Source organism: Streptomyces sp. NPDC001880, assembly GCF_053594575.1.
This window is the reverse complement of record NZ_JBSFET010000068.1, coordinates 17,789-33,699: the sequence shown is the minus strand read 5'-3', so window position 1 is coordinate 33,699 and position 15,911 is coordinate 17,789. Positions and strand designations below refer to the sequence as shown.

Here is a 15,911-nt window from a genome sequence, read left to right as displayed (position 1 = left end):
GGCCGAGCGGACCCTGATCGGCGGGCCGGCGAGCGCGGAGGCGTACGCCGCCGCGGCGGATGCCGAACTGGTCGCCGCCGAGCCCCTTCCCGAGAACGGTTACAAGATGACGCTGATGCGCAATCTGGTCATGGCCGTGCTGACCGAGCTCACCGAGGAGGTCTCCCGATGACCACGACGACCGGGGTCGCCGCCGTGACGGGAGCCGTCGGCTCCGCCCGCACCCGCGTGGAGGGCCGTGACAAGGTCACCGGGGCAGCCCGCTACTCGGGAGAGGTTCCGTTCCCCGAACTGACCCACGGATGGATGGTGTTGTCGACCGTCGCCCGCGGACGGATCCGTTCCGTGGAGGATGTCCCGGTCCTGGCCATGCCGGGCGTTCTCACCGTGCTGCACCACGGGAACGCTCCGCGCGTCGATACCGACTACATGGGCATGCTGGGGCGACCGAACCCGATCGTGGGGCTCTTCCAGCACGACCGCGTGCCCTTCGCGGGCTGGCCCGTGGCATTGGTGGTGGCCGAGACATCCGAGCAGGCCAGGGAGGCCGCCGAGGCACTGGTGGTCCAGTACGACGAGGAACCGCACGATGTCGTTTTCCACTCCGGCCGTTCGGACGCCTACACGCCTCAGAACACCCCCATGGTCCGGGCCGAGACGGAGAAAGGGGACGTGGAGGCTCAACTCGACGCCTCCGCCGTGGTCGTGGACGCGGAGTACACCACTCCGGAGGAGCACCACAATCCGATGGAGCCGCATGCGGCAACGGCTCGCTGGGACGGCGGCCGGCTCGATGTCATCGACTCCAATCAGGGCAGCAGTTGGGTGGCGAGCGAGCTCGCGCAGCTCTTCTCCCTGGATCCGGCCTCCGTGCGGGTTCGGTCCGAACATGTCGGGGGCGCCTTCGGGTCGAAGGGTCTGAGTGCGCACCAGGTGGCGGCCGTGATGGCCACGACCCTCCTCCATCGTCCGGTCCGCGTCGTGCTGACGCGCCGCCAGATGTTCTCGCTCATCGGTTACCGCAGCCCCACGGCACAACGGATCCGGCTCGGTGCCGACTCCGACGGCCGGCTGCGTGCCTTCGACCACCAGGCACAGAGTCTCACGTCGACCGTGCACGAATTCGTCGAGTCGAGCGCCGTGCTGGGACGGGTGATGTACGACGCCGACGCGCATCACACCCTGCACCGGCTCGTACGGCTCGATGTCCCGACTCCGACGTGGATGCGCGCTCCGGGTGAGGCGCCGGGGTCCTTCGCGCTCGAATCGGCCCTCGACGAGCTGGCCGAGAAGTGCGGGATCGACCCGATCGCGCTGCGCGTGCGAAACGAACCCGAGGCGGGTCCGGTGTCCGGGCTGCCGTTCAGCAGCCGCAATGTGCTGGCCTGCTTCGAGGAGGGCGCCCGGAGGTTCGGCTGGGTGGACCGGGACCCTCGTCCCGGACTGCGCCGCGAGGGTCGCTGGCTGCTCGGAACGGGAACGGCGGCCGCCACCTACCCCTCTGGGGTGGGGCCGTCCACCGCGGCCGTGACCGCGGAGGCCGACGGGAGCTTCACGGTACGGATCAACGCGGCGGACGTGGGAACAGGGGCGCGGACCGCGATGACCCTGGTCGCCGCGGACGCGCTGGAGGTTGATCCGGACCGCGTCCGGGTACGCATCGCGGACAGCGACCTCGGCCCGGCGATGATCGCCGGAGGCTCGATGGGGACGCGCTCCTGGGCGTGGGCGGTGACGGTCGCTGCGAACGCACTGCGGGAGCGCCTGCCTCTCGGCGGCGGCATTCCGCCGGAGGGGATCACGGCCCGGTCGAACACGGCCGAGGCCATCGGAGCTCTCACGAAGAAGGAACGTCACTCCTTCGGAGCGCAGTTCGCGGAGGTCGCGGTGGATGTCGACACCGGTGAAGTACGTGTGCGACGGCTGCTCGGCATCTTCGCCGCAGGCACCATCGTCAACCCGCTCACCGCCCGCAGCCAGTTCATGGGCGGAATGGTCTGGGGGCTGTCGATGGCGCTCCACGAGGAGGCCGTCAGGGACCGGGCCTCGGGCAGCCACGTCGGCGCCGACCTCGCCGGCTACCACTTCGCCTCGCACGCCGATGTGCCGATCATCGAGGCGGACTGGGTGGACGACCCCGTCCCGGGCGATCCGGTCGGGATCAAGGGCATCGGTGAGATCGGCATTGTGGGCGTGGCCGCCGCGATCGCCAACGCGGTGTGGCACGCGACCGGTGTACGTCACCGTGGCCTGCCGATCCGTCCGGACCGTGTCCTGCGTGCGGCGGCCGACGCCCGGCGCCGGGCAGCGGGAGGAGCCGTGATTCCTTGACATCGCCGAGGAACTGAACCGGTGGTTCGAGGAGGACCGGGACTTCGCCGTCGCCACCGTAGTGACCGTCAGCGGCAGCGCGCCGCGCCTTCCCGGCGCCGCCCTGGCCGTCGAGGGTGACGGCACAGCCATCGGTTCCTTCTCCGGCGGTCGCGTGGAAGGCGCGGTGTACGACCTGTGCGTCCGGGCGCTCCAGGACGGGCGGACGGTACGCGGGAGGTTCGGATACGACGACGAGGACGCCTGCGCGGTGGGGCTCACCTGCGGCGGTGTCATCGAGGCCCTGGTCACACCGGTGCGTACGGACGCGCCGGTGTTCCGGGCCTGGGTGTCGGCCGCGGACCGGGGAGAGCCGACGGCCTTGGCCAGGGTGGCCCGGGGCCCGGTGGAACTGCTCGGCAGAGCACTGTTCGTGCGCCCCGACGGCTCGCACGAGGGGAGCCTCGACGGCCGTCCGGAGCTGACCGGACGGCAGCGGAGGAGGCCCACGCGATGCTCGAAACGGGCCGCACCGGCACCGTCGAGATCGCGGAGGACGGGTCACGCTGTTCGGGCGGCGTGACGCTGTTCGTGGAGTCGCAGGTGCCGCCGCCCCTGATGGCCGTCTTCGGCGCCGTGGACTTCGCGACAGTGCTCGTGCGGGCGGGCAAGTTCCTCGGCTACCACGTGACCGTGTGCGATGCCCGGCCGGTCTTCGCCGCTCACGCCCGTTTCCCCGAGGCGGACGAACTCGTGGTCGACTGGTCGCACCGCTGTCTCCGGCGCACCGCGGCCGATGAACGAACCGTTCCGTGCGTGCTCACCCATGACGCCAAGTTCGACGTTCCGCTCCTGGAGACGGCGCTGCGGCTGCCGGTCGCGCTCGTCGGTGCGATGGGCACCCGCCGCACCCATGAGGACCGCAACCGCCGCCTTCGCGAAGTCGGCATCACCAAAGCTGAGTTGACCCGCATCAAGATCGCTTGCCACACGTGGCCCGGTGCGATCCGGGACGGGAAGCGGCGGTTACGGCGAGCGGCGGCAAAGTGACTCAGGCGGTCCGTGTCCCCACCCGCCGGCAGGTGGGGACACGGCTGACCGCACCGCCGTCAGGGCCCGGTGCTTCGGTCAGCGCCCAGGGGCTGCTGGATCAGAACACGAACGGGCCGGGCGACTGAGTGGAGGTCGCATTGCAGGTCGCGGTGATGCCGAAGACCACGACCTTGAGCGACTTGGCCACCAGGCTGTCCCCCGAGGCGACGGTCCCCTTGAGCGGCCCCGTCGAAACAGGACTTCCGGCAGGGATGGCGGGGTTGGAGTTACCGGTGAAGGTCACCGTGCTCGCCCCCTTGTTGGTGAGCGTGAGTGTCGAATTGACCGAGTTCGCGCCGACGCTGATCGGTGCCGTGATGGCGGACGTCGAGACGTTGATGACCGCGCTCGTGCCGGTCTGGGTGGCAGTGAGGGTCGCGCTGCCCGAGCCGTATGTTCCGCAGTCGAAGGAAATGGTGGCGGTGGTGGGGGTGACCGCCTCAGCCGTGGGTGCGAGCGCGAGTGCGCCCGCGGCGAGGGCGGAACAGATGGCGAGTCGCCTTGTGCCATGCCTCATGGTGATTGCCCTTCATGTGGGGGGACTTCCGGCGCAGTGAATTCGACGTGCGCGCCGGAACGCAGCATTTCCCTGACGAACCGTCAGGATCGACTGCTTCCCCATTGAGGCACGCCCCCCTTGAAGCAACAAGGCACATCACCATGATTCTTGACATGCTACGGCCAATTTCGGTCACGCGCCCCCTGACCGCCCAAACCCGCTGCCACGGCCCGGTTTCCCCTGGCCGTGCCGTCAGGAGGGCAGCTTCAGGTCCGTGCAGCCATGACGCTGCGCCGCCCGTACGGCAAAGGCGCGCAGAGCGGTGCGGAGGTAGACGCGCGACGGAGCCGCATACTCGGTGTCGTTGACGGCGAACAGGGCGCGAGGGCCCGTACCGCATGCGGCGCTCGCCCAGGCGCCGTGGCGGCCGGCGCCCGCGTCGCCGTCGTAGCCGCCCGGGTCGTCGTCAGCGGTGAGGAGCCGCTGCGCGTACGGGCCGAACGCGGCGCCGAACCAGGAGAGTTCCTCGTCCCGCACCAGGACCAGCGGCAGCACGGCGAAGAGCGCGATCCTGCGCATCCACTTCACAGGGGGGCGTTGCCCTCCCCGTATCGATCACGCACTCCAGCGTGTCACCCGTGGCCCGGGGCGACACTCGCGGGTCCAGAAATGATCACCGCTGTGGCCTCTGAGCAGCCCGGATCACAGCACCTGGGCCTGTCCCTTCCCCCGACAGCGTTGGGCATCCTGCGTCGCGACGTCGTGGACCTCGCCGCCGGAGTTGCCTGGGTACCAGGCGATCTCGTCCAGACCCCCGTAGCGGTCGCCGGAGGTCCCGGCTCGGCATCCGTACTCCCACTCCGCCTCGGACGGGAGTCGACAGCCCGCCTGCGTGTGGTCCGGCGCATCGAGCCGGTGCGCCGGACCGGCAGCGCCGCGGGTGGGTGCCTCACCCTGCCGTCCCCTGGTCAAGTGACTGTGCAGACAGGCGCGTTCGTGGCCGAGTCAGTCGCCGCCGCCGGACTTGGTGGTCCAGAGCGGATCGATGTGGCCGAGCCAGGCGTCCTGCTCGTCGGCCAACGGCTTTTCCAGAGGAAGCGGAAGGAAGCGGCAGGCGAAGCCGAGGCCGGCGTCATCGCCGTCTCCTCGGACCTGGTGCTCCCACTCATCAGGAGTGTCGGCCGGCGCGCGGAGGAAGAAGAAGGTGGTCCTGCGCGGCTGCCCCGTGTCGGGATGCGGCTTGTCCTCCACGGCGACTCTCCGGATCAGGGTGGCCGACGAAAGCCCGGTTTCTTCAACGACCTCTCGCAGGACAGCCTGTTCCAGTTCCTCGTCCGGTCCTGCTCCACCAGCGGGGACCTGGCTACCGGCCGCCGGCATGCCCATGTGCTCGAAGACCAGCAATTCGGATATGGAACGGTGCCGGATCACGTATGCGGCAACGCGGATTCCCGGTCGGGTCATACGCGCATTGTCCGACATCGGCATCGCACGCCGAGCCGGACCGTTCGCAGGAAGGTCAGGACTGGAACCCGGACTTCTGGTTCGTCCACGAACCCGACCGACAGCCCGACCTCGTCCATCTCAAGGAGTTGCCTGCACGCCTCGCTCCCGAAACCCTCGCGGCGGTTCTCCGGATCAAGCAAGCATGGGCAGACCAGACCATGCAGAGTACGGAAAGTCGGTGCAGAGCGCCGACATTTGCCAGTCGGTCCGGGTCGACCGCGTCCGTACGCCTGAGCAGCTCGAGGAGTGGCGTGCCCGCGCGGCGTCCTGGGCACGGTTCCGGACGCATATTCTTCGCTGATGACCGACGACTCCTTGCTGCTGAACGTCCGGTTCGACGACATCGGACTCGTCGTGACCGAAGAGCCTGATGAGGACGGGGTGTACAGCCTCCCCCGCCGTGGCCACGCACCGGACAGCTCGTGGTGTTCGCTGCCTCTGGCCGAGGCATTGCACGCGCGGATCCGTCCCGTCGGAACCGTGGAGACCGTGCTGCGGGACTGGGTGTCGGGTGGCCCGGCGCGGGGAGTGGCCTCCTGGGACGATCCGGCGGCCGCTGATCCGGTGCGGGTACGGGCCGGCGCGGTGGTGATTCGTGACGGGCGGATACTGCTCATCGGCTTCGAGGAAGACGGGCAGCCGTTCTACGAGATCCCCGGCGGTGGGGTCGAGGGCGGCGAGACACTGCATGCCGCGGTGATCCGCGAGCTGCGGGAGGAGTCCGGGCTGAGCGGCGAGGTGGTCAGGGAAGTGGCCCGCGTCTGGAAGGACGGTCGCCGTGAGCATTACTTCCTTCTGCATGCCGAAGGTGCGATCGGTGCCCGTGCGGAACTCGACAATCACGGTGGGACGCCCACTTGGGTACCGGTCGGCCATCTGCACGCCACCCCGGTGTGGCCGCGCAGGCTGGCCTGGCGCATCGCTCACTGGCACGCGACAGGCTGGCCGGCCCGACCAGCCGAACTCGCCGACAGCATCAACGATCTGCATGCCTCCTGCACTTGGTGAGGCGTGGCGCCCGCGCCCCACGAGCATGGCCCGCCACGCCCGCGATGAATCTCGGGTCGCGACAGGCCCCGTGTGCGCAGTGGGCATCGGACGGACCGGATCCGGCCAGGCCCTGCGTGCCCTCAGGCCGTGTGCGGGGTCAGCCCGCACCGGTTCAGGATCTCGTTGATCGACTGGTGCCAGGTCTCCCCGCCGCTGGTGCAGTTGCCCCAGCCACCCGAGGTGACTCCCTGGTCCTGGTCCCCGCTGATGAACGAACCTCCCGAGTCTCCCGGCTCGGCGCAGACGCTCGGCCTGGTCATCTGGTAGACCGCGCCCTGGCTGTACTTCACGGTCTCGTTGGTGGCCAGCACATTGCCGCAGTGCCAGTGGCTGGTGGAGCCGGAGCGGCATGTCGAGGCGCCGATGGGAATCGCCGCGGAGCCCCGGACCAGCTGGTCCGAGACGGTGCCCCAGCCGAGTACCACAGGGACCGTCCACCAGCCATTGCCCACGTTGACCCAGGCGCAGTCGTCACCGGGGAAGGACAACCCGTGCAAGATTCCGATGTCAGAGCGGTCCCATCGGCGGGCGCCGACCGAGGCGCCGCCCTGTTCGCAATGCCCTGCCGTGACGAAGCCGCCGTACACGGAGAAGCCGATGGAGCAACGGACGTTGCCCGTGCAGTAGGGATCGCCGCCCACTGTTCCGGCAGCGAAGGTCCTGGGCGCCTCGGGTGTCCGCCAACGACTGTTTCCGGCGCCCCGGTCGACGGGCGTCCTCTCTGCGGCGTTCCCGCAACCGGACCCACAGGCCTCCACGCAGCGCGTACACCTATGATCGCGTCAGACGTTCGCGCGCACCCGAAGCGTCAGCTTCCACTTCCACCACGGGTCTCGCCAGCAGCAGCGCAACCGCCCGCAGGAGTCTCACCATGACATCTTCCGCCGACGGGTCCAGCTCCTGGACCAGGTTCCACCAGGGCTCCCCACGTGTTCCCCATGCTCCTCTGGACGAGGAGACACGACGCAGGGCAGAGCTTCCGGGCACGTTGCTACCCGCGCCGGAGGGGATGAATCACCCGTTCGTCTTCGAGCCCGCGCTGAAGCAGTTCGCCAATGCCTTCCGGGCAGGGGAGCCTGAATTCGGCGATGGCGAGCAGGAGATGGGACGGGCCTGGCATCGGGCGCGGCGTACCGTACTGGACACAGTGCTCGCGTCCATCGCGGACGGCCCGTGGGGCGACCATCTGGTACTGCGCGGCAGCGTGTTGATGGCCACGTGGTTCAAGGACGCCGCCCGCGACCCGGGTGATCTGGACTTTCTCTTCGTGCCCCGGGACTGGACCATGGACGACCCACGGACCTCGGGTCTCTTCGACACGATCGCCCAGGACGCGGCCGCGGCCGCTGCCCAGGCCCCCGTCCGGATCGACGCGGCGGGCATGGTGACGGAGGACATCTGGACGTACGACCGGGTTCCGGGGCGGCGCGTACTGCTGCCGTGGACGGCGGACGGGGTGCCCGGCGGCACCGTGCAGATCGACGTGGTGTTCAACGAGACCCTGCCCTCTCCCCCTGTGCTCACCGGGCTCCGGCCGCTGGGAGACGGGCCGGGTTGCCGCGTGCAGGCCGTATCCCCCGAACTGTCGCTGGCCTGGAAGTTGCTGTGGCTGGTCACCGACGCGTACCCGCAGGGCAAGGATCTGTACGACGCCGTGCTGCTCGCGGAAGGCACCCCGCCGATCTACGAACTGGTACGGGAAGCCTTCGTCCTGGGCGGCACCGAGGGGCTTCGGCCCGCCGGCGGCTGGTGGCTCGACGAGTTGGGGACGCAGATTGAATTGGAGCACTTCACCGCCGAACACCCATGGGTCACGGAAATTTCGGCAAGCTACTGCGAACGTCTCGCGCGGGCACTGGCACCTCTGATGGAGGCGGCAGAACGAACGGACGGGCCGGGCGGGGCGGAAGGGCCGGACGCGGAGGTGTCGGTCCGGTATCAAAAGTGGGCCCGGTGGCTGCAACCGTTGGTCGAGTCCACGCGTGCATCTGCTCCGGGAAGCCCTGCCGCCTCGCTCGGGCATCTGGCCGAGGGCGGCCACGACGGACTCACGGCGGCCGTCGTGGTCGTACGGGAACTCGCCGGGCGTCGGCGGCTCGGCCTGACGGACGCACTTGCCGTCGTCCTTTCCCACGAGGAAAGTTGGCAGTACTGGCGGGACCATCCCGAGGCCTGTGCCCGGGCTCTCGATGAGCTGCGCTGATCATTCCCGTTTTGTATTCCGCGGTCCTGCAGAAGGGCTGCCGCCCTCCGGGCCCGGCCCCGTTCAGCCGGCCCGGCCGATCACGCTGCGCAGCATGGCGACCGTCGTCGCGGCGGCCGCACGCTCCGCGTCGTCGTCCGTCGCACGCACACGTTCCTCCAGAAGGACCACGGCCGCCTGGAGGACGCCCACACGCACCGGAACGCTCTGCATCGCCGTGAGTACGGCCGCCGCCTGTTCGGCCGCAGTGGCCGTTGCGGCCTGCGGAATGAGGGTGGTGATTCCGCGCCCGAGCGCGCGGTCGCGAGGCGGCTGAGCCGCGGCTGTGGTCACCCGAGAAGTGTGCCGCACCCGACCGGGGCAATCCGTCAGCGACCTGCCTTCGCCCCTTCGGCACCTTCGTGGACATGGGCGTGGACACGCCTCGACAGTGCGGCCAGCTGAGCTTGTTCGGACACGGTGAGCGGGGCGAGCAGTTTCTCCTGCACAGTCAGCGCCTCGGTCCGGAGTTCCCTGAGCGCCACACGCCCGGCCGGGGTGGGCGTGACGGTCGCCCGGCGGCGGTCGTCGGTGTTCCGGGCGCGGTCGACAAGGCCTGCCACCGCGAGATCGTCCACGATCTTGACGATGTCTCCGGTCGGTCCCGCGCCGCGCTGCCAGTTCCCGCTGCGCATGAGGCCCGAAGTCGACGAGCGCCGACATCACGGCCATGTGACAGAGCCGCATGTCCCGGTCGGCCAGCCGCGCCGCCAGTCGGCTCCGTGCCGCCTTGCCGGCCTTGGACAGCAGATATGTGGTGAGTCTCAGGAGGCCGGGCGGGGTCTCGCCCATCGGCGCCGTCTTAGGCCCGTACCAATCACGGGGGTGCGCCTACCGATCGGAGTTGCGGGCCGTGGCACGCCGATCCGACCGCCCCGCAGCGGGCGCCCCGCGTCCCGGCGCCCGGCCCCGCTCTTCCGGCGTTCCGGCGCGGCGCCTATCCCCGGGCCCAGTCGCGCATGGCGGTGCGCGAGGAGAACGCGGCGACGTCCTTGTCGAGCGGCTGGTCGGTGTACTGATGGATACGCCAGGAAGCCTTGATCCTCGGCTTTCCCGCGGTGACGTAGTCGGCGATCCACAGGCCGTCTCCCGCATACGACGTGGTGTCGTGGTTCAGCCAGAAGTAGCGGTTGCAATAGAGCAGCACTCTGTGGTGCGGCCGCAGGCGCTTGACCTCGCGAATGAAGCGGTCCTTCTCGGCATTGCTGGCCCTCGTGCCCTCGCCGTTCTGTTCCCAGTCCACGGCGAGCAGATCACCCGTCTTCTCCGGGGCCTTCCTCACGAAGTAGTCGGCCTGGGCCGCGATGTTCCCAGGCCAGAGAAAGTGATAGAAGCCGACCACGCACTCCGCGTCCCTCGCGCGTTTCACCTGCGACGCGAGATGCGGATTGACGTAGGAACGCCCCTCGGTGGCCTTGATGAAGACGAAGTCCAGTCCGTCCGTGTCGAAGGACGACTGGTGGGAGCTGACATCGACGCCATGCAGCATAGGCACTGCCCTCACGTGTGCTCGGTGATTCCGTTCTCTTCCTGTACGTGCCCCCAGGCACTCGTTCCCATCCTCCGGGTGAACGCGCGAATCGTTTCTCCAACGTCAGGAACACCGGCCGGCACTGGGTATTTGGTGAAGCCGCGAAGCCACATCACCTGTCGCAGACGCCATCGGAAGGTCAAACCCATGAAGATCGGCATCATCGGTGCGGGCAGCATCGGCGGAAACCACCGACAGGGCGCGGTCCTCAGTCGTCGAAGGCGGTGCTGCGGCTGGCCTTCTCCCACGCGAGGGTCTCGGCACGGGCCGGCTTCGGGGTGGGCCCGGATCGCTTCCACCGCATCGTTGCCTAGCGGCAGTCGCAGCGGCCTGGGTCGATGGCGCGGACAACGGCCTGGTGCGGAGGTTCACCGGCGTCGTGCGTGAACTGGTTGCCGAGGTCCGGCCCGACGACCGGACCGGTGCTACCGGGCGTCGTCCCGAAGGGCCGGAAGACTGTCCATGAATGAGCTGACGGAGAAGACCGCGCGTCCAGGTCCGGGCGGACCGTATCCGGGGGGCGAGCTGAGGCCGTACTCCTCCATGGTCGCGCGATAGGCGTCCAGCAGACGGATGTGGTACTCGAGCGGCGCTCCGTCCGGGTTGGTCTTTCCGAGCGGGGTGGTGGGCTCCGGGCACCAGGTGGTGAACCTCGGAGTGATGCCGTGCGACATGAAGAATCGCAGGCCCTCCGTGGTCGATGCGATGGCTTCGTCCACCGTGGTGAAGCCGAAGGGCGCGGCCATCTCCACGCCCGCCACGAAGTTGGGGATGACGTTGCGGGCGCCGAAGACATCGGCGGAGTCCAGGATGCGGCGGTGCCACTCGTCGCGGCCCACATAGCGTTCCTTGCCGGGGCAGTAGAGCTCGAACAGCCGGCGGTCCCACACCTCGTAGTTGGGGTGGTAGATCTGCACACCGTAGTCGTGGAACCGCTGGACGTCGGCCTTGGGCAGGGCCTGGGCAACGACCTTGCCGATCCAGCGGCCGGGGAACCGCTCCTCGATGGCCTTGGCGTACTGCCCGTAGAAATCGGCTTCGTCGCGGCCGCCGATGTGGGAGGTGATGGCCCCGCCGGTCAGGGTGTAGGCGGTGGAGGTCTTCGCCGTGTCGTACTTGTCGATGATGGCGAGCGCCTCCAGGACCTCCTCGACCGGCTTCACCCCGGTGTACGGGCGTCCCGCCGCCTTGTGCTGGCGCCAGTTGTGGTTGATGTCGCAGTACTGGCACTCCTCCTTCGCCCCGAAGTACTGGCAGACCCGGAAGACGGTGAGGTAGACGAGGTATCCCCATTGGATGGTGGGGGCCACCTCCATCACGGACTTGCCGTTCTCCAGTGTGTGCCGGTAGTAGTCCGGCATGGGCGGCAGACCCACGTCGGAGATCCGCCGGCCGTCGAGATACAGCCCGAGCACACCGTCGGCGTCGGCTGCCACACGGTACGGGGACGCGGGGTTGACCCGGACGGACACGACGGTCCTGCGCAGGTCGTACGGACCGCCGGTGAGCACGATCTCCTCCGGCGGACGGCGGAGTGCGGCCGCACCCAGCTCGGGAAGGGTGCCGTGATCGAAGGAGAAGATGAAGTAGGACTTCGGCTTGACGTCACCGCCCTCGTTGTCGCTGAGGGCGGACTCGTCGAACGCCACGCCGCCGCGCAGCAGATCCTCCTTGATGACGGCTTCCCGGGGCACGTGCGGGAACTGCTCCATGAGGCGCTCGACCAGACGGGTGCGGCTCCCGTCCGTGCGGCTCGGTTCGGTGCGGCTGCGGTCGGTACTGCTCGGCATGTGCTCGACTCCTCGGTCCGGTCGTCTGCGGCGTTCCGGGACGCCACACCGTGCAACGAACCGGACACGTCCACAGTGCCCGGCCCACCGGCCGATTCGTTCCGGTGCGAAGTGAACTGTCGGCGGCCGTCGGTTGCCTTCCCGGGCCGGGGATCACCGGTCCCAGTGCGTGGGGCGGCCGAGTGACGGCGGGAGCCGCGTCGCCGCATCGCCGCGGGCCGCGTTGAGCTGGGCCTGAGTGAGGAAAAGGCTACCCGTGAGGTCGGCGCCGCACAGATTCGCGTCCCGGAAGTCGGCACCGATCAGGTCGGCCAGACGCAGATCGGCACCGGTGAGGTCCGCTGCGATCAGATACGCGCCGCGCAGGTCGGCCCCTCGCAGATCGGCGCCCTTGAGCCGGGCTCCGATGAGGTCGGCGCCGCGATGGTCACGCTTCTTGCTGTGCGGCGCCGTCGCTCGTACGAGCTCGCTGGTACGGAGCAGCAGCTCGGCCACGACGCCGCGGTGGCCGGCCACGTCCAGGTCCGAGAACGCGTCGGCCGGGAGGTGGGTGAGGCGTTCCGTCTCGTCGAGGGTGCGCCGGATCTCGGCGTGGAGGGGCTGTGCCGGTTCCAGGGACAGCGCTTCCGTCAGGTACCAGAGGAGTTCATGGAGCTGCCGCATGACTGGGAACACCTGGAACATCTGCCCGGCAATTTGAGGTGCCCGGCGCCAGTCCTGTCCGTCGAAGGTCTCGCCGGAGACCTTCTGGCCCGCCCCGAAGCAGTCGTACACGGTGCAACCGGGAAAGCCCTGCGTCCGAAGTTCGGTGTGGATGCCGCAGCGGAAGTCCTCCTGGAGGTTCCGGCAGGGCTTCCCGGCGTCCTTGTCGACCGCGAAATCCGCGGACCGTGTCAGGGTCAGCGCCACACAGCACAGCCCGAAGCAGTTCGCACAGTCGGCGCGCAGCGCGGCACGGTCGCCGCGGTCGATGGCGGGGCCTTGGACGTGGTCGGGCACGATGCGTGGATCCTCTGGGTACGGAACTGTCGGACAGTCGACCCTATCGGGATCCACCACCCGTTCGCGCGAATTTCGTGATCAACGGATTCCTGGGACGCCCCAGGCGGGTCCATGCGCTGCGCGCAAAGATGGTAGGCAGTACATCTCTGCAGGAGGTGGCCACGGACGTGGCGAACGCACTGGTGGTGGCCAACATCGCCCATGCCCTGGACGGGAATCTGCACCCGCTCATCATCACCACCCCCGGCGACGAAGGGGCCCGAGTCCGCGCCCAGTTGGCCTTCGAGGACATCCTCGACGATGCGATCGCCCTCGGTGGCACAGGGACGGGTGAAAACGGTGTGGGGCTGCTGAAGATGCGCGGGATGAACAAGGAACTGGGTTCCGCGGTGCTGGGCATGCATCACGCGGTGAAGGCGGCGCTGGATCCGCAAGGCATCCTCGACCCGGGCGAGGCGCTCGGCGGCGCGTTGATGCTCACCGGTGAAGGGGGCGCTCCGCGGGTATGACAAGGGGGAACATGGCGCGGTGGCATCGGCGAGGGCAGGCGGCCTGCGCCCCGTGCCCGAGCCACTGTCAGTGGCGCCGCGCACACTGGCAGGAGCGCGGCACGGGCGAAGGGGGACGCTGATGGACACCGGGCACGAGACAGGGTTCGAACCGGCCACCGGGGACGGCCCGCAGGCTTCGGAGCGGGACGGAAGGCGCTCCGCTTCGGTACGAACGGCGTTCGAAGGAATGCTGCAGATCCGCCGGCTGACGAATACCGGGCACGCCGACCCGCAAGGCGTACCCGCGCAGTGGGAGACGCACCGTCCGGTGCGGGCGGTCGCCATCGCTCTGGAGGCATCGGGCCTGGCCGCCTCGGCCATTGACGGATCCGGACTGCGCACGGCAACCGGGTACCGCTTGCGGCAGGGCGAGGCACCGGGTGGCGTACGTGTCGAGTGGCTCGGTCCGCCCGGCAGCGGCGCCGCCCATGCGGAGGAGGCCGAGCTGGCCCGGTGCGCGGCCGTGCTGCGGGGGTTGGGCTGGACGGTGCTGCTGTACCGCGGAGCGCGTCGTCGAAGATTCCTGGAGGTCGAACCACCGGCCGGCGTGCGAGGGCCGAACGACGGGTAGCGGGCGCCCCTCACGCCGTCGGCGGTGGCGTTGTCAGACCCATGAGGGATGCTGGTGGGCACGACACCTCTGACCGGGAGATGCTGAGATGCGCAATGACGAACTTGCCGCGGCCCAGGCATATGTCCGACTTCTGGAGGCCACTCGCGCCGCGCTCGCGGACCCTGACGACGGCCCCTTGTACGTGCCGTTGCTCGCCTCGCCGATCGCGGAAGCCGATGGCGCGCTCCGGCGGGCCGGCCTCTGCGGCAACGAGTCCCGGTTCTTCGACCTGGTGAGCTCGCTGCAGCCGAGCATGTCCGGCAGCGGTCATTGAGCGAACCCACCGAACGACGCCTCGGGGCACCGTGCTCCGTCGTCGGGCGCGTCGGCCGAATGGGCTCGGCCGGTCCGGCGAACGGTGATCCATGGCTGGTGGCCGTGACAGGCGTACGCCGGTCGCACGATGAATTGATTCAAGAGAGCAAGAGACCCTGACCGAGTTCTTGACCGGGAGCTTGTAGCGAATCTACCGTTTGGTCAATATGAAACGATTCACAGGCGCATGTGAACGGCCTTGGGTCGCTGGATGGCACTGCTACGAGGTGTTCATGTCTGATGTGTCGGCCGTCAAGGCAGCTCTGAAGTCCCAGGTCATCGAGACGCCGTCGTGGGGGTACGGGAATTCCGGGACGCGGTTCAAGGTGTTCGCGCAGCCGGGTGTGCCGCGCGACCCGTTCGAGAAACTGGAGGACGCGGCCCAGGTGCACGCGTTCACGGGCGTGGCGCCGAAGGTGTCGCTGCACATTCCGTGGGACAAGGTCGAGGACTACACCGCGCTGACCCGGCACGCCGAGGCTCTCGGGCTGCGGATCGGGGCAATCAACTCCAACGTCTTCCAGGACGACGACTACAAGCTCGGATCGGTCACCCATCCCGATCCGAAGGTGCGCCGCAAGGCCACCGACCATCTGCTGGAGTGCGTCGACATCATGGACGAGACCGGGTCCCCCGATCTCAAACTCTGGTTCTCCGACGGCACGAACTACCCCGGGCAGGACGACATCACGGCCCGTCAGGACCGGCTGGCCGAGGCGCTGGCCGAGGTGTACGAACGGCTGGGTGACGAGCAGCGGATGCTGCTGGAGTACAAACTCTTCGAGCCCGCGTTCTACACGACCGATGTCCCCGACTGGGGCACGGCGTACGCCCACTGTGTGAGTCTCGGCCCGAAGGCGCAGGTGGTCGTGGACACAGGACATCATGCGCCGGGCACCAACATCGAGTTCATCGTTGCCTCGCTGTTGCGCGCGAACAAGCTCGGCGCGTTCGACTTCAACTCCCGGTTCTACGCGGACGACGATCTGATGGCCGGGGCGGCCGACCCGTTCCAGCTGTTCCGGATCATGCACGAGGTGACGAGGAACGGCGGCCTGAAGCCCGAGACGAACGTCAACTTCATGCTCGACCAGTGCCACAACATCGAGGCGAAGATCCCCGCCGTGATCCGGTCGGTCGCCAACGTCCAGGAAGCGACCGCCAAGGCGCTGCTGGTCGACATGGCGGCGCTGAGCGCCGCTCAGGAGTCCGGTGATGTGCTGGCGGCGAACGGCGCCCTGATGGATGCATACAGCACCGATGTACGTCCGCTGCTCGCCGAGGTGCGTGAGGAACTCGGCCTGGCCAGGAACCCGTTCGCCGCGTACCTGGCCTCGGGCAACCAGGAGCGGATCGCCGCCGCCCGGGTCGGTGGCAAGCAGGCCGGCTGGGGCGCCTGAGCCCCCGTCC

At 68.9% G+C, this 15,911-nt stretch carries 16 protein-coding genes and 3 pseudogenes; 9 read left to right on the top strand and 10 right to left on the bottom strand.

Features of this window, described 5'->3' with window-relative positions; all coding sequences use genetic code 11:
• The 3 genes and pseudogenes from ACWCQ6_RS27315 to ACWCQ6_RS27305 form a co-directional block, all read left to right on the top strand.
• Window positions 1-172 (top strand): annotated as a pseudogene (locus ACWCQ6_RS27315) (FAD binding domain-containing protein); the annotation flags it as partial.
• A complete protein-coding gene (locus ACWCQ6_RS27310) occupies window positions 169-2,331 on the top strand; it encodes a xanthine dehydrogenase family protein molybdopterin-binding subunit (protein WP_451093523.1) in 2,163 nt (720 codons plus the stop codon). The pseudogene ACWCQ6_RS27315 and the gene ACWCQ6_RS27310, both read left to right, overlap by 4 nt.
• Before the next feature lies 1 nt (window position 2,332).
• Window positions 2,333-3,288, top strand: a pseudogene (locus ACWCQ6_RS27305) (XdhC family protein); the annotation flags it as partial.
• A 172-nt stretch (window positions 3,289-3,460) separates the two neighbouring features.
• On the opposite strand, the gene ACWCQ6_RS27300 reads toward ACWCQ6_RS27305, so the two are convergent.
• From ACWCQ6_RS27300 to ACWCQ6_RS27285, 4 genes are all read right to left on the bottom strand, one after another.
• On the bottom strand, window positions 3,461-3,919 hold the full coding sequence (locus ACWCQ6_RS27300) for a hypothetical protein (protein WP_451093521.1): 459 nt from the start codon (window positions 3,917-3,919) through the stop codon (window positions 3,461-3,463).
• A gap of 234 nt (window positions 3,920-4,153) precedes the next feature.
• The gene (locus ACWCQ6_RS27295) at window positions 4,154-4,480 is read right to left on the bottom strand and encodes a hypothetical protein (RefSeq protein ID WP_451093519.1); all 327 of its coding nucleotides are present in this window, start codon (window positions 4,478-4,480) and stop codon (window positions 4,154-4,156) included.
• Between the two features lie 123 nt (window positions 4,481-4,603).
• Window positions 4,604-4,873 (bottom strand): SUMF1/EgtB/PvdO family nonheme iron enzyme, encoded by a 270-nt coding sequence (locus ACWCQ6_RS27290; RefSeq protein ID WP_451093517.1) that lies wholly within the window; start codon window positions 4,871-4,873, stop codon window positions 4,604-4,606.
• A 33-nt stretch (window positions 4,874-4,906) separates the two neighbouring features.
• Window positions 4,907-5,365: an NUDIX hydrolase gene (locus tag ACWCQ6_RS27285; protein WP_451093531.1), complete on the bottom strand. Its 459-nt coding sequence runs from the start codon at window positions 5,363-5,365 to the stop codon at window positions 4,907-4,909.
• Between the two features lie 342 nt (window positions 5,366-5,707).
• Here ACWCQ6_RS27285 and ACWCQ6_RS27280 point away from each other — a divergent pair, with 342 nt between their 5' ends.
• Window positions 5,708-6,415, top strand: a complete 708-nt coding sequence (locus ACWCQ6_RS27280; protein WP_451093515.1) for an NUDIX domain-containing protein — start codon at window positions 5,708-5,710, stop codon at window positions 6,413-6,415.
• Between the two features lie 122 nt (window positions 6,416-6,537).
• Here the strand turns inward: ACWCQ6_RS27280 and ACWCQ6_RS27275 are convergent.
• Window positions 6,538-7,137: pseudogene (locus ACWCQ6_RS27275) on the bottom strand (S1 family peptidase); the annotation flags it as partial.
• 329 nt (window positions 7,138-7,466) lie between these two features.
• Here ACWCQ6_RS27275 and ACWCQ6_RS27270 point away from each other — a divergent pair.
• Window positions 7,467-8,660 carry a nucleotidyl transferase AbiEii/AbiGii toxin family protein gene (locus ACWCQ6_RS27270; RefSeq protein WP_451093513.1) on the top strand — a complete coding sequence of 398 codons (1,194 nt, stop codon included), beginning with the start codon at window positions 7,467-7,469 and terminating at the stop codon, window positions 8,658-8,660.
• A gap of 63 nt (window positions 8,661-8,723) precedes the next feature.
• Here ACWCQ6_RS27270 and ACWCQ6_RS27265 read toward each other — a convergent pair whose 3' ends face one another.
• From ACWCQ6_RS27265 to ACWCQ6_RS27245, 5 genes are all read right to left on the bottom strand, one after another.
• Window positions 8,724-8,993 carry a hypothetical protein gene (locus tag ACWCQ6_RS27265; RefSeq protein WP_451093511.1) on the bottom strand — a complete coding sequence of 90 codons (270 nt, stop codon included), beginning with the start codon at window positions 8,991-8,993 and terminating at the stop codon, window positions 8,724-8,726.
• 35 nt (window positions 8,994-9,028) lie between these two features.
• On the bottom strand, window positions 9,029-9,334 hold the full coding sequence (locus ACWCQ6_RS27260) for a MarR family winged helix-turn-helix transcriptional regulator (RefSeq protein ID WP_451093509.1): 306 nt from the start codon (window positions 9,332-9,334) through the stop codon (window positions 9,029-9,031).
• A gap of 302 nt (window positions 9,335-9,636) precedes the next feature.
• A complete protein-coding gene (locus ACWCQ6_RS27255) occupies window positions 9,637-10,188 on the bottom strand; it encodes a glycoside hydrolase family 25 protein (protein WP_451093529.1) in 552 nt (183 codons plus the stop codon).
• A 467-nt stretch (window positions 10,189-10,655) separates the two neighbouring features.
• A complete protein-coding gene (locus ACWCQ6_RS27250; protein ID WP_451093507.1) occupies window positions 10,656-12,020 on the bottom strand; it encodes a radical SAM protein in 1,365 nt (454 codons plus the stop codon).
• A gap of 153 nt (window positions 12,021-12,173) precedes the next feature.
• The gene (locus tag ACWCQ6_RS27245) at window positions 12,174-13,019 is read right to left on the bottom strand and encodes a pentapeptide repeat-containing protein (protein ID WP_451093505.1); all 846 of its coding nucleotides are present in this window, start codon (window positions 13,017-13,019) and stop codon (window positions 12,174-12,176) included.
• A 77-nt stretch (window positions 13,020-13,096) separates the two neighbouring features.
• Here ACWCQ6_RS27245 and ACWCQ6_RS27240 point away from each other — a divergent pair, with 77 nt between their 5' ends.
• The 4 genes from ACWCQ6_RS27240 (at window position 13,097) to rhaI (ending at window position 15,901) form a co-directional block, all read left to right on the top strand.
• On the top strand, window positions 13,097-13,531 hold the full coding sequence (locus ACWCQ6_RS27240; protein ID WP_451093503.1) for an FAD-linked oxidase C-terminal domain-containing protein: 435 nt from the start codon (window positions 13,097-13,099) through the stop codon (window positions 13,529-13,531).
• 121 nt (window positions 13,532-13,652) lie between these two features.
• Window positions 13,653-14,144 (top strand): hypothetical protein, encoded by a 492-nt coding sequence (locus ACWCQ6_RS27235; RefSeq protein ID WP_451093501.1) that lies wholly within the window; start codon window positions 13,653-13,655, stop codon window positions 14,142-14,144.
• Window positions 14,145-14,232: 88 nt separating this feature from the next.
• Entirely contained in the window at window positions 14,233-14,460 is a 228-nt protein-coding gene (locus ACWCQ6_RS27230; RefSeq protein ID WP_451093499.1) for a hypothetical protein, read from the top strand.
• Between the two features lie 274 nt (window positions 14,461-14,734).
• Window positions 14,735-15,901, top strand: a complete 1,167-nt coding sequence (rhaI, locus tag ACWCQ6_RS27225) for an L-rhamnose isomerase (RefSeq protein WP_451093497.1) — start codon at window positions 14,735-14,737, stop codon at window positions 15,899-15,901.
• Window positions 15,902-15,911: the final 10 nt, after the last annotated feature.